The 23,112-nt window shown below is 60.5% G+C and carries 20 protein-coding genes, 1 other RNA gene and 1 pseudogene; 8 read left to right on the forward strand and 14 right to left on the reverse strand.

Annotation, left to right across the window (positions count from 1 at the left end):
* Positions 1-7: 7 nt before the first annotated feature.
* A pseudogene (locus ACA053_RS27930) lies at positions 8-663 on the forward strand (hypothetical protein).
* Positions 664-778: 115 nt separating this feature from the next.
* On the opposite strand, the gene argA reads toward ACA053_RS27930, so the two are convergent.
* Positions 779-2,077: an amino-acid N-acetyltransferase gene (gene argA, locus ACA053_RS27935; RefSeq protein WP_109635728.1), complete on the reverse strand. Its 1,299-nt coding sequence runs from the start codon at positions 2,075-2,077 to the stop codon at positions 779-781.
* 266 nt (positions 2,078-2,343) lie between these two features.
* On the reverse strand, positions 2,344-3,513 hold the full coding sequence (gene argE / locus ACA053_RS27940) for an acetylornithine deacetylase (protein ID WP_497394155.1): 1,170 nt from the start codon (positions 3,511-3,513) through the stop codon (positions 2,344-2,346).
* 157 nt (positions 3,514-3,670) lie between these two features.
* Between argE and ACA053_RS27945 the strand changes: the two genes are divergently transcribed.
* Entirely contained in the window at positions 3,671-5,038 is a 1,368-nt protein-coding gene (locus ACA053_RS27945; protein ID WP_109635732.1) for a CYTH domain-containing protein, read from the forward strand.
* 98 nt (positions 5,039-5,136) lie between these two features.
* Here ACA053_RS27945 and ACA053_RS27950 read toward each other — a convergent pair whose 3' ends face one another.
* On the reverse strand, positions 5,137-5,601 hold the full coding sequence (locus tag ACA053_RS27950; protein ID WP_131061030.1) for an Lrp/AsnC family transcriptional regulator: 465 nt from the start codon (positions 5,599-5,601) through the stop codon (positions 5,137-5,139).
* Positions 5,602-5,726: 125 nt separating this feature from the next.
* Between ACA053_RS27950 and ACA053_RS27955 the strand changes: the two genes are divergently transcribed.
* The 3 genes from ACA053_RS27955 to ACA053_RS27965 all read left to right on the forward strand — a co-directional run bounded on the left by ACA053_RS27955 (position 5,727) and on the right by ACA053_RS27965 (position 8,330).
* Positions 5,727-6,065 carry an ACT-like domain-containing protein gene (locus ACA053_RS27955; RefSeq protein WP_497394156.1) on the forward strand — a complete coding sequence of 113 codons (339 nt, stop codon included), beginning with the start codon at positions 5,727-5,729 and terminating at the stop codon, positions 6,063-6,065.
* A 90-nt stretch (positions 6,066-6,155) separates the two neighbouring features.
* The gene (gene tfpB, locus ACA053_RS27960) at positions 6,156-7,940 is read left to right on the forward strand and encodes a type IV pilus assembly ATPase TfpB (RefSeq protein ID WP_497314380.1); all 1,785 of its coding nucleotides are present in this window, start codon (positions 6,156-6,158) and stop codon (positions 7,938-7,940) included.
* Between the two features lie 69 nt (positions 7,941-8,009).
* Positions 8,010-8,330: a DUF2388 domain-containing protein gene (locus ACA053_RS27965; protein WP_169857239.1), complete on the forward strand. Its 321-nt coding sequence runs from the start codon at positions 8,010-8,012 to the stop codon at positions 8,328-8,330.
* 98 nt (positions 8,331-8,428) lie between these two features.
* On the opposite strand, the gene ACA053_RS27970 is transcribed toward ACA053_RS27965, so the two are convergent.
* From ACA053_RS27970 to ACA053_RS28020, 11 genes are all read right to left on the reverse strand, one after another.
* Positions 8,429-9,364: an IS110 family transposase gene (locus ACA053_RS27970; protein WP_497394158.1), complete on the reverse strand. Its 936-nt coding sequence runs from the start codon at positions 9,362-9,364 to the stop codon at positions 8,429-8,431.
* Positions 9,365-9,671: 307 nt separating this feature from the next.
* Positions 9,672-12,545: an aminomethyl-transferring glycine dehydrogenase gene (gene gcvP / locus ACA053_RS27975; RefSeq protein WP_497394159.1), complete on the reverse strand. Its 2,874-nt coding sequence runs from the start codon at positions 12,543-12,545 to the stop codon at positions 9,672-9,674.
* Between the two features lie 233 nt (positions 12,546-12,778).
* Positions 12,779-13,162, reverse strand: coding sequence for a glycine cleavage system protein GcvH (gene gcvH / locus ACA053_RS27980; RefSeq protein ID WP_497314383.1), 384 nt, complete (start codon positions 13,160-13,162; stop codon positions 12,779-12,781).
* A 49-nt stretch (positions 13,163-13,211) separates the two neighbouring features.
* Positions 13,212-14,294: a glycine cleavage system aminomethyltransferase GcvT gene (gene gcvT / locus ACA053_RS27985; protein WP_109635741.1), complete on the reverse strand. Its 1,083-nt coding sequence runs from the start codon at positions 14,292-14,294 to the stop codon at positions 13,212-13,214.
* A 155-nt stretch (positions 14,295-14,449) separates the two neighbouring features.
* Complete coding sequence (locus tag ACA053_RS27990; protein ID WP_497394161.1) at positions 14,450-16,066, reverse strand: ABC transporter permease; 1,617 nt, start codon at positions 16,064-16,066, stop codon at positions 14,450-14,452.
* Positions 16,067-16,274: 208 nt separating this feature from the next.
* Entirely contained in the window at positions 16,275-17,279 is a 1,005-nt protein-coding gene (locus ACA053_RS27995) for an extracellular solute-binding protein (protein WP_109635745.1), read from the reverse strand.
* Between the two features lie 160 nt (positions 17,280-17,439).
* Entirely contained in the window at positions 17,440-18,657 is a 1,218-nt protein-coding gene (locus ACA053_RS28000) for a 2-octaprenyl-3-methyl-6-methoxy-1,4-benzoquinol hydroxylase (protein WP_497396254.1), read from the reverse strand.
* A gap of 9 nt (positions 18,658-18,666) precedes the next feature.
* Positions 18,667-19,152, reverse strand: a complete 486-nt coding sequence (locus tag ACA053_RS28005; RefSeq protein WP_497314387.1) for a DUF4442 domain-containing protein — start codon at positions 19,150-19,152, stop codon at positions 18,667-18,669.
* Entirely contained in the window at positions 19,145-20,332 is a 1,188-nt protein-coding gene (gene ubiH, locus ACA053_RS28010; protein ID WP_497314389.1) for a 2-octaprenyl-6-methoxyphenyl hydroxylase, read from the reverse strand. The genes ACA053_RS28005 and ubiH overlap by 8 nt, the downstream gene beginning before the upstream one ends.
* Positions 20,329-21,663 (reverse strand): Xaa-Pro aminopeptidase, encoded by a 1,335-nt coding sequence (gene pepP, locus ACA053_RS28015; protein ID WP_109635752.1) that lies wholly within the window; start codon positions 21,661-21,663, stop codon positions 20,329-20,331. Before pepP ends, ubiH begins: the two co-directional genes overlap by 4 nt.
* A 27-nt stretch (positions 21,664-21,690) precedes the next feature.
* On the reverse strand, positions 21,691-22,251 hold the full coding sequence (locus ACA053_RS28020) for a YecA/YgfB family protein (protein ID WP_497394162.1): 561 nt from the start codon (positions 22,249-22,251) through the stop codon (positions 21,691-21,693).
* Between the two features lie 124 nt (positions 22,252-22,375).
* Here ACA053_RS28020 and ACA053_RS28025 point away from each other — a divergent pair, with 124 nt between their 5' ends.
* From ACA053_RS28025 to ssrS, 3 genes are all read left to right on the forward strand, one after another.
* Positions 22,376-22,585 carry a TIGR02449 family protein gene (locus tag ACA053_RS28025; RefSeq protein ID WP_003177365.1) on the forward strand — a complete coding sequence of 70 codons (210 nt, stop codon included), beginning with the start codon at positions 22,376-22,378 and terminating at the stop codon, positions 22,583-22,585.
* Positions 22,582-22,899 (forward strand): cell division protein ZapA, encoded by a 318-nt coding sequence (locus tag ACA053_RS28030; RefSeq protein WP_007942435.1) that lies wholly within the window; start codon positions 22,582-22,584, stop codon positions 22,897-22,899. The genes ACA053_RS28025 and ACA053_RS28030 overlap by 4 nt, the downstream gene beginning before the upstream one ends.
* A gap of 30 nt (positions 22,900-22,929) precedes the next feature.
* A non-coding RNA gene (ssrS, locus tag ACA053_RS28035) (6S RNA) lies at positions 22,930-23,108 on the forward strand.
* Positions 23,109-23,112 lie beyond the last annotated feature (4 nt).

The raw sequence follows: 23,112 nt of genomic DNA on the forward strand, positions 1-23,112 counted from the left end.
CGATGCCATGACGACCAAACGCGCACTATCCAGACCAATTGTTACAGTTTGTGTATCGGTTTTATGTTCGCTCAGCGCGCAAGCGGCGAACCTCACGGTCGGCTATCAAACCGGCATCGATCCCAGCAAATCCCCCAAGCCGATGGGGTTTACGAAAAGACCATAGGCGAGAAAATCGACTGGTGTCGTTTCAACAGCGGCGTGGAAGCGTGGCGACATTGATGGCGCGTTTGTCTGATCGCCGGCACTGGGGGAGATTCGCAAGACCGGCAAGACCGGCAAGACGCTGACCGACGCCGCACAAGTGGGTCAGTGGGGCGCGCCGGCGTTCGAGGTGTGGGTGGCGCGTAAGGATTACGCAGAGAAGCATCCGGACGTTGTGACTCGTTCGCCGACTATGCGGCGCATAAAGACAGCTGGACGGCTGACTCGGTGCCGGTGCAGAAAATCGCAAAATTGACCGGTGCCATTGCCGACGTGCCCGAATTGCTGGCCGGTTCTGCGTTCCCGGATGCCAAGGCCCAACAGACCACCGCGCTGCTGGACGGCGGCACGGCCAAGGCGATTGGCGAGACGGCGAAGTTCTTGAAGGAGCAAGGGAAGGTCGAGACGGTGCTGCCGGATTATTCGGCGTATGTCAGCGCGAAGTTCGTACAGAAATAAACGCAAAATACTGTGGCGAGGGGATTTATCCCCGTTGGGCTGCGCAGCAGTCCCATCTTTTGGGGCCGCTTCGCAGCCCAACGGGGATAAATCCCCTCGCCACAACAGCCCTCACTTACAGGGCTTTTTCGAAGATCTTCGAATTACGCTGATAGTTGTACAACGACGCCCGGGCCGACGGCAGGCGCTCCACGCTGCTCGGCACAAACCCACGCTCACGGAACCAGTGAGCGGTCCGGGTCGTCAGCACGAACAAGGTTTTCAGGCCCTGAGCCCGGGCGCGGGTCTCGATGCGTTCCAGCAACTCATCACCGCGACCGCCATGGCGGTATTCCGGGTTCACCGCCAGACAGGCCAGCTCGCCAGCGTCCGAATCGGCAATCTGATACAGCGCCGCACAGGCGATGATCATGCCTTCGCGTTCCACCACGCTGAACTGCTCGATCTCACGCTCCAGCACCTCGCGGGAACGACGCACCAGAATCCCCTGCTCTTCCAGCGGGCTGATCAGGTCCAGCAAACCACCGACGTCTTCGATGGCCGCTTCGCGCACAATCTCGAATTGCTCCTGGGCCACCAGCGTACCGCCACCGTCGCGGGTGAACAGTTCGGTCAGCAGCGCGCCGTCTTCGGCGTAACTGACGATATGGCTGCGCGCCACGCCGCCCCGGCACGCTTCAGCCGCCGCATCCAGCAACTCCGCCTGATAGTTGCTGCCCAGTCGCTGCAAATGCGCCGGTACTTGTTGCGGACGCAGCTCGCGAACCAGCCGACCGTTTTCATCGATCAGGCCCAGGTCCGCGCCAAACAGCAGCAGTTTGTCCGCGCCCAGGTCAATGGCCGCGCGCGTGGCGACGTCTTCGCAGGCGAGATTGAAGATCTCACCGGTCGGCGAGTAACCCAATGGCGACAGCAGCACGATGGAGCGCTCGTCCAACAGGCGATTGATGCCCTTGCGGTCGACCCGGCGTACTTCGCCGGTGTGGTGATAGTCGACGCCTTCCAGCACGCCGATCGGCCGCGCCGTCACCAGGTTGCCGCCGGCTACCCGCAGGCGCGAGCCCTGCATCGGCGACGAGGCCATGTCCATCGACAGCCGCGCTTCAATGGCGATGCGCAGTTGGCCGACCGCATCGATCACACATTCCAGGGTCGCGGCATCGGTGATGCGCATCCCGTGGTGGTAATGCGGGGTCAGGCCACGCGCGGCGAGGCGGGTTTCGATTTGTGGGCGGGAACCATGAACCAGCACCAGCCGCACGCCGAGGCTGTGCAACAGCACCAGGTCGTGGACGATATTGCCGAAATTCGGATGCTCCACGCCGTCGCCGGGCAGCATGACGACGAAGGTGCAGTCGCGGTGGGCATTGATGTAAGGCGAAGCGTGACGAAGCCAATTAACGTATTCGGGCATGAACCTGGGCCTGTAATAAATAGCAGCCAAATAATGGGCGAAACTGAAAACGCACAGCGGGCTGATGGTTATCGTCGGAACAGGCTTGGCGACACGCGAGCTCTCCTCATGAATACGGGTTGGGACACTGGCAATTTAAACCGTTTAGTCAGTCAAGACATAGAACCTGTGGGAGCGGGCTTGCTCGCGAAAGCGGAGTGTCAGTCGCAATTGATGTACCTGACACACTGCTTTCGCGAGCAAGCCCGCTCCCACATGAAGTTCGTTCAACCGACTGGCATGGGCGATTTGGCCGGTGTCAGGCAGTAATGTTCAATCAATTGTCGTAATAGATGCACGGTAGGCTGCAAACGTGACATTTCGAGGTATTCCCCCGGTTGGTGCGCACAGGCGATGTCGCCCGGGCCCAGCACCAGTGTTTCGCAGCCAAGACGCTGAAGATAAGGCGCTTCGGTGCCGAACGCCACTGCTTCGGCGAGATGGCCGGTCAGCTTTTCAGCCACCCGGACCAATTCCGCGTCTTCGTCTTGCTCGAACGGCGGCACTTCAGGGAACAGCGGCGCGTAGCTGATCTTCACCTGATGGCGTTCGGCAATCGGGTTGAGCCTCTGCAGAATGGCCGAACGCAGCGCTGCAGGGTCCATGCCCGGCAATGGCCGCAAGTCGAACTCCAGCGAGCATTGGCCACAGATTCGGTTGGGGTTGTCGCCGCCATGGATGCAGCCGAAATTCATGGTCGGCGTCGGCACACCAAACTGTGGATTACGGAATTCACGCTGCCACAACAGGCGCAGGCCACGTAGTTCGCCGATGGCATCGTGCATGGCTTCGAGGGCGCTGTGGCCCAGGCGCGGGTCCGAGGAATGACCGCTCTGACCGAGGATGTCGATGCGTTCCATCATGATGCCTTTGTGCATGCGGATCGGCTTCAGCCCGGTCGGCTCGCCTATTACCGCCGCACGCCCCAGCGGACGGCCGGCCTCAGCCAGGGCGCGAGCACCGGACATCGAGCTTTCTTCATCGCAGGTGGCGAGGATCAGCAGCGGCTGTTTGAACGGTTGATCGAGCAGCGGAATCACCGCTTCGATAGCCAGAGCAAAAAAGCCTTTCATGTCGCAACTGCCCAGGCCCACCCAACGGCCATCGACTTCGGTCAGCTTCAGCGGATCGGTCTGCCACAACGCGCCATCGAACGGCACCGTATCGCTATGCCCGGCAAGCACCAGGCCACCGGGGCCGGAACCGAAACTGGCGAGCAAGTTGAATTTGCCGGGGCTGACCTGCTGGATGTCACAGGCAAAACCCAAGTCACCGAGCCACGTCGCCAGCAAGTCGATGACCGGACGATTGGATTGATCAAGGCTGGGCTGGGTACAGCTGACCGACGGCGCGGCAATCAGCGCAGCGAACTGATCTTTCATGGACGGCAAAGTCATCGCTGACTCCCACTCGCGAATTGAAGACCATCATAGAACCATCTGGCGACAGGAATAAACCGCCGCGGCGCGCAGTGTCGGTCAGTCCTGTACACTGCACGGCCTTGGCAGCCACACATTTCCCCCGGCTGCGCTCCCGATCCTGGATTTTCCGGCCATGCAGAAAGAAACCGAAATCAAACTCCGCGTCAGCCGCGAAACCCTCGCTGCCCTGCGCGAGCACCCGCTCCTGAAAAAACGCAACAAAAGTGGCTGGGAACGCCGTGAGTTGATGAACCAGTACTTCGACACGCCTGAGCGCGACCTGGCCCGCGCCAAGGTTGCCCTGCGCTTGCGCAAGGATGGCGAAGAAGTGATTCAAACCCTCAAGACCCGCGGCCAGAGCGTCGCCGGCCTGTCCGAGCGTAACGAATACGACTGGAACCTGCCCAAAGCCAAGCTCGACGTGAAAAAACTCGACGGCGAATGCTGGCCAGAAGAATTGGCCGAGCTGGACAAGAAAACCCTGAAACCGATCTTCACCACCGATTTCGTTCGCGAACGCGCTGAAATCGCCTGGGGCCGTGGCAAGACCAAAGTGGTCATCGAAGCCGCGCTGGACCTGGGCCACGTGGTGGTCGGCAAGCAGAAAGAAGAAATCTGTGAGCTGGAACTGGAACTGCGCGAAGGCGAGCCGGCTGCCCTGCTGGAACTGGCCGCCGAACTGGCTGCGACCCTGGCCCTGATGCCGTGTGACATCAGCAAGGCCGAGCGTGGTTATCGCTTGTACGACGCCAACAGTTACTCATTGAGCCTGCCTGCGCCGCAAATCACCGCTGAAACGCCGCTGGATGATGCATTCGCCGCGCTGAGCTGGCACTTGCTGAGCAGCAGCCAGCGTCTGGCCGAACAGTATCGCTTCAACGGCCACTGGCGCCTGTTGCAGGACTGGGTCGAGAACCTCGCTGAGTTGCGCGCCTTGCTCAGCAGCCTGGGCCAGGCCGCACCGCGTCAGTCGACTCATGATCTACGCGTTGCTCTGGATGCCTTGCTCGAAGACTGGCGCCCGCTGGTTCAGGCAGGTATCGACGACGAAGACGTGCGCAAAGCTGCGCCGGAGCAGTTCCTCGAAGAACTGGAAGACCCGCGCTGGGGCCTGTTCTCGCTGAACACTTCACGTTGGTTGCTGGCCCGCACCTGGGCGGCTGATCGCAACGTCCGTGGCAATCGCCAGGGCGCTGCGCAGTTGGGTAGCTGGTTGCCGCGCTTGCTCGGTGAAGAAGCGACGTCGCTGCAATTGCAGCGTTATCAGCAACAGCCGGAAGATTTGGCCGAGCAACTGCCGCGTATCGAGCGCATCCAGGCCTGGCTGCATCACGCTCGCAATGTGTTGGACATCCCGGAAATGGATCGCCTGTACGGTGAGCTGAAGCAACTGGCGCAATTGGCTAACGAGCCGATCACCGATGAATCGCTGGATGCGCGCAAGCAGCAGGCGATTGCGGTTTATCAGAATCGTGCCTGGAAAATGTTGCTGCGCATGTAAGACCGCCATCGCCAGCAGGCTGGCTCCCACAGTTGGAATGCGTTCCCCTGTGGGAGCTAGCCTGCTAGCGATGAGGCCAGCACATTCACCGCAAAACTTCAGACCGGCAAACTGGTGGTGGACTTGATCTCCGACAACGCCACAATCGAGTTCACTTCCTGAATCCCCGGCACCATCGACAGCTTCTCAAAGAAAAACCGCTCATACGCCTCGATGTCCGCCGTGACAATCCGCAGCAAGAAATCCACCGACCCCATCAGCACATAACACTCCAGCACTTCGGGAAAGCCGCGTATCGCCTCGGTGAACTCGGTGAAGTTCGAGCGCCCGTGCGCATTGAGTTTGATCTCGGCAAAGATCTGCGTGTTAAGGCCGATTTTCTTCCGGTCGAGCAACGTCACCTGCCCGCGAATGATCCCCTCCTCCTTCATCCGTTGAATCCGCCGCCAGCACGGCGACTGGGAGAGCCCCACCTGCTCGGCGATCTGCGCGCTGGAGAGCGAAGCGTCTTCCTGCAGCAACGCGAGAATCTTGCGGTCGTAGCCATCCAGCTCGTTTTGCATAAATAAACCCGTGATTGATAGCTAGCCGAATCAAACAATTCGAAAAACAGCCAATAAGCCCAATCATAGATAAGAAATGCCTGGCAGCGAATGTAAAAATTTCTCCATTGATTTGGAGACCGACCATGCCGCACCTGGAAGCCGTGAACACCTCGCCCACCCGCGCCGATGTCTGGAACGCCGGCAACGCGCACTGCCGCGTTCATTACCAACTGCTGGCCGAAGCCGAGCCAGACCTGCTGTGCCGGGTGCTCAACCTGTTCGCCTTGCAGTGTCTGACGCCGCAGCAGGTCTGCGCGCAGCGGATGGACGATCTGATGTCGATCGACATCGTCATGGACGGGCTGAGCTGGCATCGGGCCGAAGTGATTGCAGAAAAATTACGTAACCTGATCAGCGTGTGTTTTGTAGAGCTGCAAGCCGCTGATTCGGCGTGGAATGAGCCGGCTCAGGCGGCAGGCTGACAAACCTCGACACGGCTTCGTCGGGTAGTGGCCCAACGGTCGGTGGGTCCGCGACTATCCTTTGCGAACTGTTGTTCATGAGGAGCCCGCATGTCCGTTCAACTTGCCATTCAGGACCGCTGGCTGGATCTCAATGATTTGCTGCGTGAACTGGTCGCCCAGGGCTTTATCAGCCAGGACTCGGCCGAACACGCGCTCAATGCCCGCCGCCGGCATGCCGCCAATGGCCAGATGCATCCCCTGGAATTCATCGCCAGCCAGCACCTCGACGACCTTAGTCGTCCTGGCAAACATCTGGATCTGGAAAGCCTGACCCTGTGGCTGTCGCAGCAGGCCGGCCAGCCTTACTTGCGCATCGATCCGCTGAAGATCAACGTCGCGGCCATCACGCCGCTGATGTCCTACGCCTTCGCCCAGCGCCACAAGATCCTGGCGGTGTCCATCGACCGCGACGCGGTGACCGTGGCCAGCGCCCAGCCTTATGTCAACGGCTGGGAAGCTGACCTGACTCACGTGTTGAAGCTGCCAATCAAACGCGTCGTCGCCAACCCGGTGGACATCCAGCGCTTCAGCGTCGAGTTTTTCCGCCTGGCCAAATCGGTCAGCGGGGCGACCAACGCCGATCAGCAAACCAGCTCCCTGGGCAACTTCGAGCAACTGCTCAACCTCGGCGCCAGCGATCAGGAGCCAGATGCCAACGACGCGCACATCGTCAACATCGTCGACTGGTTGTTCCAGTACGCCTTCCAGCAGCGAGCCAGTGATATCCACATCGAACCCCGGCGCGAACAGGGCACGGTGCGCTTTCGCATCGATGGCGTGCTGCACAACGTCTATCAATTCCCGCCGCAGGTGACGATGGCGATCGTCAGCCGCCTGAAAAGCCTCGGGCGGATGAACGTCGCGGAAAAGCGCAAACCCCAGGATGGCCGGGTAAAGACCAAGACCCCGGACGGCGGCGAAGTCGAGCTGCGGCTGTCGACCTTGCCGACGGCGTTCGGCGAAAAAATGGTCATGCGGATCTTCGACCCGGAAGTGCTGCTCAAGGACTTCGATCAGTTGGGCTTCTCCGCCGAAGACCTGCGCCGCTGGCAGGACATGACCCGCCAGCCCAACGGCATCATTCTGGTGACCGGGCCCACGGGGTCGGGCAAAACAACCACGCTGTACACCACGCTAAAGAAACTGGCGACACCGGAGGTCAACCTCTGCACCATCGAAGACCCGATCGAGATGGTCGAACCGGCGTTCAACCAGATGCAGGTCCAGCACAACATCGACCTGACCTTCGCCGCTGGCGTGCGCGCGCTGATGCGGCAGGATCCAGACATCATCATGATCGGCGAGATCCGCGACCTCGAAACCGCGGAAATGGCCATTCAGGCCGCGCTCACCGGTCACTTGGTACTCTCGACCTTGCACACCAACGATGCGCCCAGCGCCATCAGCCGCCTGCTGGAACTCGGCGTGCCGCATTACCTGATCAAGGCCACAGTGCTCGGCGTCATGGCCCAACGCCTGGTCCGTACCTTGTGCCCGCACTGCAAGGCACCGCTGACGTTGAGTGAAGAAGACTGGCAAACCCTGACCAAACCCTGGCAAGCGCCGCTGCCGACCAACGCCCAACGCGCCATCGGCTGTCTGGAGTGTCGCGACACCGGCTATCGCGGCCGCGCCGGGGTCTACGAAATCATGCAGCTGACCGATGGCGTAAAAGCGCTGATCAATCCCGACACTGATTTGCTGGCGGTGCGGCGTCAGGCGTTCAAGGAAGGCATGCGCAGTTTGCGTTTGTCGGGGGCGCAGAAAGTGGCGGCCGGCTTGACGACCATCGAGGAAGTATTGCGGGTGACCCCGCAGAGCGAACAAAAGTAGGCGCGGCCATCACGGAACTGGATTGGGGAAATGGCGATCCAACTCCGTAGTTAACCAGTGGAGTCACCCATTATGCGTCTCAAACTTGCTGTCGCTACCATCGCCTTGTTGTCCCTTCCAGTCGGTTCGGCGATGGCCGATAGCTTTTGGCGTAACGTCATTTCGTCCGGTGCTACCACCGGTTCGACCTACCTGACCTTCAAGGATCACAAGCTGATTGTTGCCGCGCAGGATGACGCCGGCAGCTTCGTTGCCAGTGACGGCGGCATCCGCGGTCCTTATCTGGAAGCCGCGATGCAGAAAGTCCGCGCCGACAACCCGGGTCTGCAGGCGACGGACATGGAACTGGCGAACGCGATCCTGGCGAAGAATGCCGTGGCTTCGGAATAAGCTTTACCTAAACAAAAATGCCGCTCTAACGAGCGGCATTTTTTTGCCCAATACAAAACCCTGTGGGAGATTCTATGTTGCCCGGCAACCCTGAATTCTCAGGCTGACAGGTATTCGCTCTGATTTTTCATCAGGGCAAATGCCACTCGACAGAGCTTTCGGGCCAAGGCAACCAAGGCCTGGGTTTTCGAGAAGCCTCTAGCCAGGTATGCCTCGTAAAACGGCTTCCATTTAGGCGAGCGACACGCCGCCATTGCGGCGTTGTACGCCAAACGACGAACCTCCGGATCTCCTTTTTTGGTCAGGTACCGCCGCCCATTCTTCTTGCCGGAGTCTTCGACTGCCAAGTCCATTCCCAGGAATGCGATGAACGCATCGCTGTTCGCAAAATCGCCCCGCATAAAGGTCGTCGCCAACCCGGTTGCGGTCAGTTCCCCAACGCCTTCGATGGCTTTGCAGCGATCAATATTCGCCTCAATTCCCGCCTCTTTGCTGACCTTGCGCAGCAGTTTCTGAATCGCCTGATCCGCTTGCTTGAACGCCTTCTGCTGAGCGACCTGCACTTTCTTCAACAAGGGTTCATTGGCCCAACTCAACATCAGCCCAGCATGGTTCTGGATCAGCGTTGCACGTCTGTGAAGCAGGCTTTTCAGCGAGCTGTAGGCCTTGGGTGGCGGGCTCCAGACCCGCAGTTTGCTTTGTTCATTCTCCAGGTAACGCGCCAGCAAACGCGCATCGCAGGGATCGTTCTTGGCTCGTTGGCCAACGCCACGGCGGTAATGACTCACGCGATAAGCATCCACCACGTAGACCTGATGACCCATCTCATGGGCCAGCTCTACCGTGTCCAAGTGGTAGATGTTGGTGGCTTCAACGGCGATAGCACTTTGGGCAGGCAGGGTTTTAAGCCAACGCTTGAGGGCGGTTCGATCGTTCTTGATGTCTTGAATGATTTGCAGGTCGGTGCGATAGACAGCAATTTGGGCCTTGGCGATATCGATACCAACAACCGTCTGCGAAGTAAGGATTGTCATGACGAATCCTCGGAGCTAGGGTTTAAGTGCTTGTTGGGGTCTACCGTTGCGCTGGCTTGTCTCTATCGTCGGTTTACCGATGAATTCCTTATCGGCGCTTTGGGTAGAAGGGGCGGGACGAGAAGTCTCCCACAGTCTGTACTGGTCAGAGTCAGAATCGAGTCTGTAGTCCCACCCACCCCTTCAAGTCTAAACATACAAGCGAGCCTGCTCGCGATAACGGTGGATCAGTCGACATCTTCAGCGACTGTTACACCGTTATCGCGAGCAGGCTCGCTCCCACATTGGATTTGCGTAGTGCGGGAGATCAGCGGTAATCATCGACCGGTACGCACGCGCAGAACAAATTGCGGTCGCCATAGACGTTATCCACCCGATTCACCACCGGCCAGTATTTATGCGCCTTGGTGTGCGCATCCGGCGTCACCGCTTGCTCGATGCTGTAAGGCCGCTCCCAAATGCCGGTGATATCGGCCAGGGTATGCGGCGCTCGCTTCAGCGGATTGTCCTCGGCTGGCCAGTTACCTTTCTGTACCTCGGTGATTTCCGCACGAATGCTCAGCATCGCGCCGATAAACCGGTCCAGCTCGGCCTTTGACTCACTTTCGGTCGGCTCGACCATCAGCGTCCCCGGCACCGGGAATGACATGGTCGGCGCATGGAAACCGTAATCCATCAGGCGCTTGGCCACGTCCTCTTCGCTGATCCCGGTCAGCGCCTTCAGTGGTCGCAAATCCAGGATGCATTCGTGCGCCACACGCTCGTTGCGCCCGGTGTAGAGCACGGGGAACGCCCCGGACAAATGCTGCGCCAGGTAATTTGCGGCAAGGATCGCCACCTCGCTGGCATCCGCTAACTGCGGCCCCATCATGGCGATGTACATCCAGCTGATCGGCAAAATGCTCGCACTGCCCCAAGGCGCGGCGCTGACCGCGCCGTTCTGCGGCAGCGGCCCTTCAATCGGCACCACCGGGTGATTGGCGACGAACGGCGCCAGGTGCGCGCGCACACCAATCGGGCCCATGCCCGGCCCACCGCCGCCGTGGGGAATGCAGAAAGTCTTGTGCAGGTTCATGTGGGACACGTCGGCGCCAATGTCCGCCGGCCGCGTCAATCCCACCTGGGCGTTGAGGTTGGCGCCATCCATGTACACCTGGCCGCCGTGGCTGTGGATAACTTCGCAGATTTCGCTGATGCCTTCTTCATACACGCCGTGAGTCGACGGATACGTCGCCATCAGGCAGGCAAGTTTGTCGCCCGCGTCCGCAGCCTTGCCTTTGAGGTCATCCAGATCGACGTTGCCCGCCTCGTCGCACTCGACGATCACCACGCGCATCCCGGCCATCTGCGCCGACGCCGGGTTGGTGCCGTGGGCGGAGGACGGGATCAGGCAGATGTCTCGTGCCCCTTCATGACGGCTCTCGTGGTATTTGCGGATCGCCAGCAGCCCGGCGTACTCGCCTTGGGCGCCGGAGTTGGGTTGCATGCAGATCGCGTCGAAACCGGTGATCGCGCAGAGCCAGCGCTCCAGTTCCTCGATCATCAGCGAATAACCCACCGCCTGCTCTTTCGGCACAAACGGGTGCAGGTTGGCGAATTGCGGCCAGGTGATGGGGATCATCTCGCTGGTGGCATTGAGTTTCATGGTGCAGGAGCCCAGCGGAATCATCGACTGGTTGAGCGCCAGGTCTTTGTTTTCCAGTTGCTTGAGGTAGCGCAGCATCTCGGTTTCGCTGTGATGGGCGCTGAATACGGGATGGCGCAGATAAGGCGAGGTGCGCAGCAATCCTGCGGGAATGCCGGATGCAAGGGATTCACCGTCCAGTTCGTCGACGTTCAGCCCATGATCGGAACCGAGGAACACATCGAACAGTTTCGCCACCGTGGTTTCGTCTGAGGTTTCGTCAAGGCTCAGCCCCAGCTGCCCGCGCCCGAGAATGCGCAAATTGATCTGTGCGGCCTGGGCACTTTCGATGATTGCCGTCTGAGTGCCACCGACCTCCAGCGTCAGCGTGTCGAAAAAGTGGGTGTTGAGGCGGGTGATGCCGTGACGCTCCAGACCGGCAGCAAGGATGCAGGTCAGCCGGTGGACGCGCTGGGCAATTTGCTTCAACCCTTCCGGGCCGTGGTAAACCGCGTAGAAACTGGCGATGTTGGCCAGCAATACCTGAGCGGTGCAGATGTTCGAATTGGCCTTCTCCCGCCGAATATGTTGCTCGCGAGTTTGCAGGGCCATGCGCAACGCGGTATTGCCGCGAGCATCTTTCGAGACGCCGATTATCCGCCCGGGAATCGCTCGCTTGTACTCTTCGCGGCTGGCAAAAAATGCCGCGTGTGGTCCGCCGTACCCCATCGGTACACCGAAACGCTGGGACGAGCCGAACACCACGTCGGCGCCCAGCTCACCCGGCGGGGTCAGTAACAGCAGGCTCAGCAGATCCGTCGCCACACAGGCCAGCGCCTGCTGGGCATGCAAGTGATCGATCAATGGCCGCAGATCGCGGATCTCGCCATGGGTGTCCGGATATTGCAGCAGCGCGCCAAACACCTCGTACTGCTTCAAGTTATCCACAGCATCGATGATCAGCTCGAAACCGAAGCCTTCGGCGCGGGTTTGCACCACGGAGATGGTTTGTGGATGGCAGTTCTCATCGACGAAGAACAGATTGCTTTTGGACTTGGCGACCCGCTTGGCCAGCGCCATGGCTTCCGCCGCCGCGGTGGCTTCATCGAGCAACGACGCGTTCGCCAGCTCGAGACCTGTCAAGTCGATGGTCAATTGCTGGAAATTCAGCAGCGCTTCGAGCCGGCCTTGGGCAATCTCAGGCTGATAAGGCGTGTAGGCGGTGTACCAACCGGGATTTTCCAGCACGTTGCGCAGAATCACGGTGGGCGTGAGGGTGCCGTGGTAGCCCATGCCGATCAGGCTGGTCCAGACCTGGTTCTGCTCGGCGTACCCACGCAGCTTGGCCAGCGCGGCTTCTTCGTCGAGGGCGGGCGGTAAATCGAGCGCCCGATTCAGACGGATTCCCGGCGGCACCGTTTGCTCGATCAGCTCGACCCGACTGCCGAGGCCGAGGCTGTCGAGCATCGCCTGTTGCTCGGCGGCATCGGGGCCGAGGTGGCGGCGAAGAAAAGCATTGGGGTCGCGTAACTGGCTCAAGGACGGCAATTGGGACATGACGGGCTCTCTCTTGACTGGCGCTCAACGTCGATGCAACACGGTCAAACCAGCATAGCAGCCAGTACAAACGGCGGACCTTGTGGGAGCGGGCTTGCTCGCGAAGGGCTGTGTCAGTCGATGTAGATGTCAGCTGAAAGACCGCCTTCGCGAGCAAGCCCGCTCCCACAGGGAAAATCCGTCAGGCGAAAAAAAGCCCCGACGGATCGGGGCTTTGGGATGACGCTCAAGGCTTACTCGCCGATGGCGGCCTTGTAACCAGCTGCATCGAGCAGCTTGTCCAGCTCAGCCTTGTCGCTAGGCTTCAGTTTGAAGATCCAGGCACTGTACGGTTGGGAGTTGAGCAGTTCCGGGTTAGCGCTCAGTTCTTCGTTGATCGCAATCACTTCACCGGATACCGGGGAGTAAATGTCGGAGGCGGCTTTAACCGACTCAACGACACCGGATTGATCACCGGCAGCGAAGACTTTTCCGACTTCGGTCAGCTCAACGAACACCACATCGCCCAAGGCTTCCTGAGCGTGATCGCTGATGCCCACGGTGACGGAGCCATCAGCTTCCAGGCGGGCCCATTCGTGACTTTCGGCAAAACGCAGGTCGGCAGGGATATCGCTCATGTTCTGTGTCCTCAAGAGAATTGTCAGCGGTCGTTGCCCGCCAAAAAGGTTAGATCAAGGTTTTGCCATGGCGTACGAAGGTCGGTTTGACCACTCGGACCGGGTACCACTTGCCACGGATTTCCACTTCTGCGCGGTCGGCAGTTGCCATCGGCACGCGCGCCAGTGCTATCGACTTGCTAAGCGTAGGAGAGAAACTACCACTGGTGATCTCTCCTTCGCCAACATTGGCGATACGGACCACTTGATGAGCGCGCAAAACCCCACGTTCCTCAAGGACCAGACCGACCAGTTTGTGCTGCACACCACCCGCCCGCTCGGCTTCCAGGGCGCTGCGACCGATGAACTGGCGAGTGGCCGGTTCCCAGGCAATGCTCCAGGCCATGTTCGAGGCCAGTGGTGAAACGTCCTGATGAATGTCCTGGCCGTACAGGTTCATGCCGGCTTCGACACGCAAGGTATCCCGGGCGCCCAGACCGATAGGAGAAATGCCCGCGCCCACCAGATCGTTGAAAAACCCTGGAGCCTGATTGGCCGGCAGCACGATCTCCAGACCGTCTTCACCGGTATAGCCGGTGCGCGCGATGAACCAGTCGCCATCAGGCTGGCCTTCGAAGGGCTTGAGCATCTGGATCAGGTTGCCGCGGGACTGGGTGACCAGTTCGGAGATCTTGTGCCGGGCATGGGGGCCTTGAATCGCCAGCATCGCCAGTTCGGAGCGCTCGTTGAGCTGCACGTCGAAACCATCGATGTGGGCCTGCATCCAGGCGAGGTCCTGATTGCGGGTGGAGGCGTTGACCACCAGCCGATAACCGTCCTCGAGACGGTAGACGATCATGTCGTCGACGATGCCGCCGCGCTCGTTGAGCATGGTGCTGTACAAGGCACGGCCGGGGCTGTGCAGGCGCTCGACGTCATTGGCCAGCAAATGCTGGAGCCAGGCCTTGGCCTGAGGGCCGGCGACATCGATCACGGTCATGTGGGATACATCGAAAACCCCGCAATCGCGGCGCACCTGATGGTGTTCCTCGACCTGCGAGCCGTAATGCAGAGGCATATCCCAACCGCCAAAATCGACCATCTTCGCGCCGAGGGCGAGATGAAGGTCATACAGAGGCGTACGCTGTCCCATGGGTTTCTCCTTCCGGGCGTGGCGAAGGTGCGGGCAAGTGCTTAACGGGCGAAAGCCTTGAAATAGAAGGCTTTCAGCCGATATCAGCTACCGAGTCCGTAGGACGGACCGCACCGAATGCCGCGCATTGTAGCCTCAAGGTGTAGGACTGACACCTAGGCGTTTCGATGCGCCGAACGTCGAATCAATCCGATGACCGGTAACAGCCCGACCAAAACGAGAGTCAGGGCCGGCAACGAAGCCCTCGCCCACTCGCCTTCGCTGGTCATTTCAAAGATCCGTACGGCCAGCGTGTCCCAGCCAAACGGGCGCATCAGCAGGGTCGCGGGCATTTCCTTGAGCACATCGACGAACACCAGCAACGCGGCGCTCAATGTGCCGGGCAGCAATAACGGCAGATACACTTTGAAAAACAGTCGTGGCCCACTGACGCCAAGGCTACGTGCCGCTTCGGGCAAAGAAGGCCGTATTCGCGCCAGGCTGCTGTCCAGCGGCCCATAAGCCACCGCGATGAAACGCACCAGATAGGCCAGCAGTAGCGCCGACAGACTGCCCAGCAGCAATGGCTTGCCGGCCCCGCCGAGCCAGCCTGACAACGGGATGACCAGTTCGCGGTCCAGGTAACTGAACGCCAGCATGATCGACACCGCCAACACCGATCCCGGCAGGGCGTAGCCGAGATTGGCCAGGCTGACACCGGAACGGATCGCCCGGGTCGGCGCCAGTCTTCGGGCAAATGCCAGCACCAGCGCAACGCCGACGGTAATCAACGCTGCCATGCCGCCCAGGTACAGGGTGTGGACAATCAGCCCGGCGTAACGCTCATCCAGATCGAAACGTCCACGCTGCCAGAACCACACCACCAGTTGCAGCATTGGAATGACGAACGCACAGGCGAACACCAGGCCACACCAACTCATGGCCGCCAACGCCTTGAAACCCCGCAGGTGGTACAGCGCCTTGACCCGGGGTCGCTCATTGCTCATGCGGCTGGCCCCGCGCGCACGACGTTCGCCGTACAACACAATCATCACCACCAGCAGCAACAGGCTGGCCAGTTGCGCGGCGGTGGAGAGGCTGAAGAATCCGTACCAGGTTTTGTAGATGGCCGTGGTGAACGTGTCGAAGTTGAACACCGACACCGCACCGAAGTCCGCCAGGGTTTCCATCAACGCCAACGCCACGCCGGCACCAATCGCCGGCCGCGCCATCGGCAGGGCCACGCGCCAGAACGCCTGCCACGGCGATTGCCCGAGCACGCGTGCCGCTTCCATCAGGCCTTTGCCCTGGGCCAGGAATGCAGTGCGCGCCAGCAGGTAAACGTAGGGGTAGAACACCAGCACCAGAACGAGGATGACGCCGCCGGTGGAGCGTACGCGCGGCAATCGCAGCCCGGTACCGAACCATTCCCGCAGCAAGGTTTGCACCGGGCCGGCGAAATCCAGCAGGCCGACGAAGACGAAGGCCAGCACATAAGCCGGAATCGCAAAAGGCAGCATCAGCGCCCAGTCCAGCCAGCGCCGGCCGGGGAATTCGCAGAGGCTGGTCAGCCAGGCGAGGCTGACGCCCAGGAGCGTGACACCGATTCCGACGCCGAGCACCAACGTCAGCGTATTGCCCAGCAAGCGCGGCATCTGGGTGTCCCAGAGGTGGGACCAGATTTGCTGATCGATGGTTTGCCAGGAGAAAAACAGCACGCTCAGGGGCAGCAGGACCAGCGCGGCGATGGCGAAGACCAGGGGATACCAGCGGCGTTGGGCGGGGTGAGCCAAGGGAATTCTCTAGAAAATATTCGTCCGACTCTAACTTGAAGCCGGCTCCATTTTGTGGCGAGGGAGCTTGCTCCCGGGTGCGAAGCAGCCGCAGGAGGTTATCAGATCATCTCGATCCTGACCTATAGACGCCAACGGGGCCGCTTCGCAGCCCAGCGGGAGCAGGCTCCCTCGCCACAGGTAGCCGCACGCCACAATAACGGTGAGGTCAGTTCCAGCCCGCCCGATCCATCATCCGAATCGCTTCAGCCTGACGCTTGCCGGCAATTTCCACCGGCAGTGTGTCGGCCACAAACTTGCCCCAGCTCGCTACTTCAGCAGATGGCTGAACCGCAGGGTTGGCCGGGAATTCCTGGTTCACGTCGGCGAAGATCTTCTGCGCTTCAGGGGTGGTCATCCATTCAACCAGGGCCTTGGCCGCTTCCGGGTGCGGTGCATGCTTGGTCAAGCCGATGCCCGACAGGTTCACGTGAACGCCGCGATCACCCTGGTTGGGCCAGAACAGTTTTACCGGCAGGTCCGGCTTCTGCTTGTGCAGACGGCCGTAGTAGTACGTGTTAACGATGCCGACGTCGCACTGACCGGCGTTGATCGCCTCGAGCACGGCGATGTCGTCGGAGAACACGTCGGTGGACAGGTTGTTGACCCAGCCTTTGAGGATCTTCTCGGTTTTGTCGGCACCGTGCACTTCGATCATGGTGGCGGTCAGGGACTGGTTGTAGACCTTCTTCGCCGTGCGCAGGCACAGGCGACCTTCCCACTGTTTGTCAGCCAGTGCCTCGTAGGTGGTCAGCTCACCGGGTTTTACCCGATCGGTGGAGTAGGCAATGGTTCGCGCCCGCAGGCTCAGGCCGGTCCAGGCATGGGAGGACGCGCGGTACTGCAGCGGAATGTTGGCGTCGATCACCTTGGAGGTGAACGGTTGCAGGATGCCCATCTGCTCGGCCTGCCAGAGGTTGCCGGCATCGACGGTCAGCAGCAGGTCGGCGGTGGCGTTCTCGCCCTCGGCCTTGATCCGCTGCATCAACGGCGCTTCCTTGTCGGTGATGAACTTCACCTGCACACCGGTTTTCGCGGTGTAGGCATCGAACACCGGCTTGATCAGCTCGTCGATACGCGAGGAGTAGACCACCACTTCGTCGGCGGCCTGTGCAGCAGTGCTGCCGATCAGGGTCAGGGCGAGTGCGGTCAGTAGACGCTTCGGTGCCAACATGGGAGCGGTCTCTCGATTGGAAAAGTGAGAGCAAATGATAAGGACTCACATTTAGCTTCTCAATCGAACAGTTTGCGGAGGAGTTACCAGATGTTGCATAGCCAGAGTGGCTGACCTGTGGCGAGAGGATTTATCCCCTCACCACAGGACTCTGTCCACTTCAGGCCTTGGCCAGCGCCGGCAAATCCCCGATCAGCCCCAGCGCTTCGCGCACGAACAACGCCTTGGCCTCGGGCATCTGGTCGACCATCTTCAACCCGGCATTACGCAACCAGCGAACCGGCAACGGATCGGCCTGGAACAAACGCTCGAAACCTTCCATCGCCGCCATCAACGCCAGATTGTGCGGCATGCGCCGACGCTCATAACGACTGAGCACCTTCACATCCGCCAACCGCTCACCGCGCCCCGCCGCTTGCAGCAGCACTTCGGCCAGCACGGCAGCATCGAGGAAACCCAGGTTCACGCCCTGCCCGGCCAGCGGGTGAATGGTGTGCGCCGCATCGCCGATCAGCGCCAGGCCTTCTGCTACATAACGCTTGGCATGCCGCTGACGCAGTGGCACACACACACGAGGATCGGCGCTGAGCACTGTGCCGAGCCGGCCTTCAAAGGCGCGCTCCAATTCGAGACAAAAACCCGCGTCGTCCAGCGCCATCAGCCGTTCGGCTTCACTGGGCGTGGTCGACCAGACGATCGAACACCAATCCTGCTGGCCGTCCCGTTCCAACGGCAAGAACGCCAGCGGACCATTGTCGGTGAAGCGCTGCCAAGCGGTCATTTGATGCGGTTTGGCGCTGCGCACGCTGGTGACGATCGCGTGGTGCAGATAATCCCACTCACGCGTAGCCACGCCGGTCAGGCGCCGTACCGCCGAGTTGGCACCATCCGCCGCAATCACCAGCGGCGCGCGCAAGGTGCGGCCATCGGCCAGGGTCAGCAGCCAGTCATCGCCGGAGCGGCGCATCTGCTCCAGGCGCGCATTGGCCAGCATTCCGAGGTCGCAGTCGTGCAGACGATCGAGCAAAGCATCCTGAACCACGCGGTTCTCGACGATATGCCCCAGCACATCGGCATGCACGCTGGCGGCCGAGAAATGGATCTGCCCGGTGCCGCTGCCGTCCCAGACCTGCATTTCGGTGTAAGGGCTGCTGCGCCGATTGGCGATGCCGTCCCACACGCCGAGGCGTTCAAGAATTCGCTTGCTAGCGGCGGACAAGGCGCTCACCCGCGGTTCGAACGGCGCCTGGCCATCGAAGGGCTTGACGCTCATCGGGCTGCCGTCCAGCAGCAAAACTTCCAGCCCGCTGTCCTGCAACGCCAGCGCTAGGGCGCTGCCGACCATTCCGGCCCCGACAATCAGCAGATCTGCGCGCATTTCCATGCTTTAAGCCTGTCTCGCTTGCGGCTTGAGCCGCACGTAAAGGGTTTTCTGCACCCGCGCCACCAGGGCGCCGGCGCCGTCATGAATATCGACCTGCAATTGCGGCAGGTATTTTTCGCCATTCGCCGTCTGCCGGCGGATCTCGTCGAGCAAGGTCTCGTCGATCGTGAAACGGGCGAACACCGGGCCTTTGCCCGGCGCGATGAAATCGATGTCAGCAGCTTTGTCCCAGACGATGTATTGACGTCCGAGGTTTTCCATCAGCATCAGCATGTAGAAGGGGTCGACCATCGAATACAGGCTGCCGCCAAACTGGGTGCCGACGTAATTGCGGTTGTACCAGCTCAGGCCCATGGACACCTGGATGTCCCGGAAGTCATCGCTGATGTGCCGCACCCGAACCCCGGCGCCGAAGTACGGCGGATAGAACGACATGAACCAACGCATCAACCGCGCTTTGCCGAACGTGCCAACCAGCCACTTAAGCATCAGGACGCGTACCCAATCCCATGGCCTGCCGGGCGAACCAGCGCTTGGCCGGCGGCAGCAGATCGAGGCCGAGCAGGCCGATGTTGCGGCCCAGCGAAACCAGTGGCTGGGTGCTGCCAAACAAACGGGTCACCTGATCGGAGAAGCCCACGGTCAGGTTCTGATCCATGCGCTGACGTTCGCGGTAAGCCTGCAATGTCGCGAAATCGCCGGGCGAGGTCTCACTCGCCAGCAGTGCATCGGCCAGAGCCTGTGCATCACGCAACGACAGGTTGAAACCCTGACCGGCGATCGGGTGCAGGCTGTGGGCGGCGTTGCCGAGGATTGCCAGATGCGGGCGCACTTGCTCTTCGGCTTCGATCAGCGTCAACGGGTAAAGATGCCGCGCGCCCACCTGTTTCAAGGTGCCAAGGCGATAACCGAACACGCCCTGCAACTCGCTGAGGAAGCTGCGCTCATCCAGCGCCGCCAGTCGTTGCGCGTCCATCCCCAATCGGGTCCAGACCAAGGCGCAACGGTTTTCCGGCAGCGGCAACAACGCCATCGGGCCGTCATCGGTGAAGCGCTCGAAGGCCATGCCGTTGTGCGCTTCGCTCGGAGTGATGTTGGCAATCAAGGCGCTTTGGTTATACGGACGCTTTTTGATGCCGATTCCCAATTGCTCGCGCAGGCCGGATCGGCCGCCATCGGCGAGCACCGCAAGGTCGCATTCCAGGGTGGTTTCGTCGTTGAGGGTCAGGCGATAGCCATCGGTCAGCGGCTCCATGCGCGTGACTTCCGCCGGGCAGCGCCAAGTGACAACGTCCTTGTCCAGACCTTGCCAGAGGCATTGGCCAAGCCAGGCGTTTTCCACCACATAACCCAGCGCCGGAACGCCTTCTTCCATCGCTGACAATCGCGCGGTGGAGAAACGTCCACGGTCGGAGACATGAATCTGCTTGATCGGCTCGGCGCGGCGGGAGATTTCCTGCCACACGCCCAACCGTTGATAAATCTGTTTGGCCCCGTAGGACAACGCCGAAGAACGGGCGTCGTAACTCGGTTGATAGGTGTGGCCGGGGGCAAAGGGTTCAATCAGCACGATCTTCCAGCCGCGGGCCTTGGCCCCGGCCTGCAACGCCAACGCCAGGCTGGCACCGACCAGACCGCCACCGATGATTGCCAGATTGACTCGACTCATGCGGCTTGTGTCCGCGCGGCAGCCATCAAGGCCTCGATCTCGGCGACCGTTTTCGGCACGCCCTGGGTCAGAATTTCACAACCGTTTTTGGTGACCACCACGTCGTCCTCGATGCGCACGCCTATGCCGCGCCATTTCTTCGCTACGTTCTGGTTGTCCGGGGAAATGTAGATACCCGGCTCCACGGTCAGCGCCATGCCGACTTCCAGCACCCGCCATTCGCCGCCGACCTTGTACTCGCCGACATCATGCACATCCATGCCCAGCCAGTGGCCGGCGCGGTGCATGTAAAACGCTTTATAGGCTTCGCTGGCGATCAACTCGTCAACGTCGCCCTGCAACAGGCCCAACTTCACCAAACCGGCGGTAATCACCCGGACCGTGGCTTCGTGCGCCTGATTCCAGTGTTTGTTCGGGGCGATTTCGGCGAATGCAGCTTCTTGCGACGCCAGCACCAACTCGTAAATCGCTTTCTGCTCCGCTGAATACTTGCCGTTGACCGGCCAGGTGCGGGTGATGTCGCTGGCGTAGCAGTCGATCTCGCAACCGGCATCGATCAACACCAGGTCGCCGTCCTTGAGCACCGCGTCATTCTGCTGGTAATGCAGGATGCAGCTGTTGCGTCCGGCGGCGACGATCGAACCGTAGGCCGGCATCTTTGCTCCGCCCTTGCGGAACTCGTAATCAAGTTCGGCTTCGAGACTGAACTCATGCAACCCGGCCCGGCTGGCCTGCATCGCGCGGATGTGCGCCTGGGCGGAAATCCGTGCGGCTTCGCGCATCACCTTCACTTCTGCCGCCGATTTATACAGGCGCATGTCGTGCAGCAGATGATCCAGGGCAACGTATTCGTTCGGCGGCTGGGCGCCGAGGTGCGCTTTAGAGCGGATCACGTTGATCCACTCCATCAGGTGCCGGTCGAATTCCGGGTTGCTGCCCATGGCCGAATACACCCGGTCCCGACCTTCGATCAGGCCCGGCAGGATGTCGTCGATGTCGGTGATGGGAAACGCATCGTCGGCGCCGAAGTCGCGGATCGCGCCTTCCTGACCAGCGCGCAGGCCGTCCCACAACTCGCGTTCGGCATTGCGTTCACGGCAGAACAGAATGTATTCGCCATGTTCGCGACCGGGCATCAGCACGATGACAGCCTGCGGCTCGGGGAAGCCGCTCAGGTACTGGAAATCGCTGTCCTGGCGGTAAACGTGCTCGACGTCACGGTTGCGAATGGCCACTGCGGCGGCGGGCAGGATCGCGATACTGTTGGGTTCCATCTGCGCCATCAAGGCCTTGCGGCGACGGCTGTATTCCGATTTCGGGATATGAATCATGGGCAGATGGCTTTCCCTGGCAAACGATTAATGCAACGACGGCTTGGCGGCTGGCGGCACATCGGCTTTTTTGGTTTCCGAGAACAGCAGCAGCGGCGCAACGCGCAGGTATTCCATCACTTCCATGTAGTCGCTTTCGCCGTCTTCGGACTCTTCCAGGGCGTCTTGCACTTGGGAAATGGCGGCCAGATCCTGCAACACTTCAGTGGCTTCAGTACTCAGCATGCTGCTGTCACGGCAGTTCAGGCCGAAACCGCTGAGGAAGCCCTGGCACCATTGGCCCAGTGCCGCGGCACGCTCAGCCAGCGGTTCGTCATCGGTCGGCAGCAGCAGAACGACCGTCACGTCGTCGCCGGTGAGCTCGCCCTTGACCATCTCCTGCAAGCCGATCAAGGCATTGCGGACACTGTCCTGGGGCTCGGTTTCGAGCAGCTCGGCGGCATCGATCAACCACTCTTCTGCATTGAAGCCCGCACCGGCGCAGCTGCGGCCGAGCAGCAGGCCATGCAGTTCGGCAGGCGAGACGTTATGACCGTTGGAAGTCAGCAGTGTGGCGAAGGCTTGGTACGGGGAATTCTGAATGGGCATGGGCAGCTAGGCGCCAGACGGCGCTATGTCTAGAATGAAGGCCTTGTATCCTACATCGACAGACTCGCCAAGACTATTAAAGGCTGTCCGCCCGTTACCCCCATCAGACTATTCAGTGGACACAATGGAAGACACCGACCTGCAAGCGCTGATGGCCAGACTCGAACTGCTAATTGATCGGGTCGAGCAACTTAAGAGTCAAAACGGACTCCTATTAGCTCAGGAAAAAACCTGGCGCGAGGAACGCGCTCACCTCATTGAAAAGAACGAAATCGCCCGGCGTAAGGTCGAATCAATGATTTCGCGCCTCAAGGCCCTGGAGCAAGACTCATGAGTTCAAGCAATAGCGTTACCGTGCAGATCCTCGATAAAGAATATTCGATCATCTGCCCCCAGGAAGAGCGCAGCAACCTGGTGAGCGCCGCCCGTTACCTGGACGGCAAGATGCGCGAAATCCGCAGCAGCGGCAAAGTCATCGGTGCCGACCGCATCGCCGTGATGGCCGCGCTGAACATCACCCACGATCTTTTGCACAAGGAAGAGCGCCCGGATGTGCAGGCCAGCGGCTCGACGCGAGAGCAGGTTCGCGACCTGCTGGATCGCGTCGATCTGGTGCTCGCCACCGATCCGGACGTCACCAAGGGCTGAAACACGAAACCGCTTGGGGTATACTCGCAACACTCCCTGGGGTGCTTGCCAGTTGACCACGTCCCTGAGCCGATTCGCACTACCCTGGAGGCTGCACGTTGGGCTGGTGTGCATGTCCGCTAGACGGAAAGCCTTAAAGCCTACTGCATCTTCCACCTTGAACTTTCGGGTTCAAGGGCTAAGTCAGCAGCGGTTCATCCGGGGAGCCTGATT

This window comes from Pseudomonas sp. LBUM1672 (assembly GCF_059695655.1).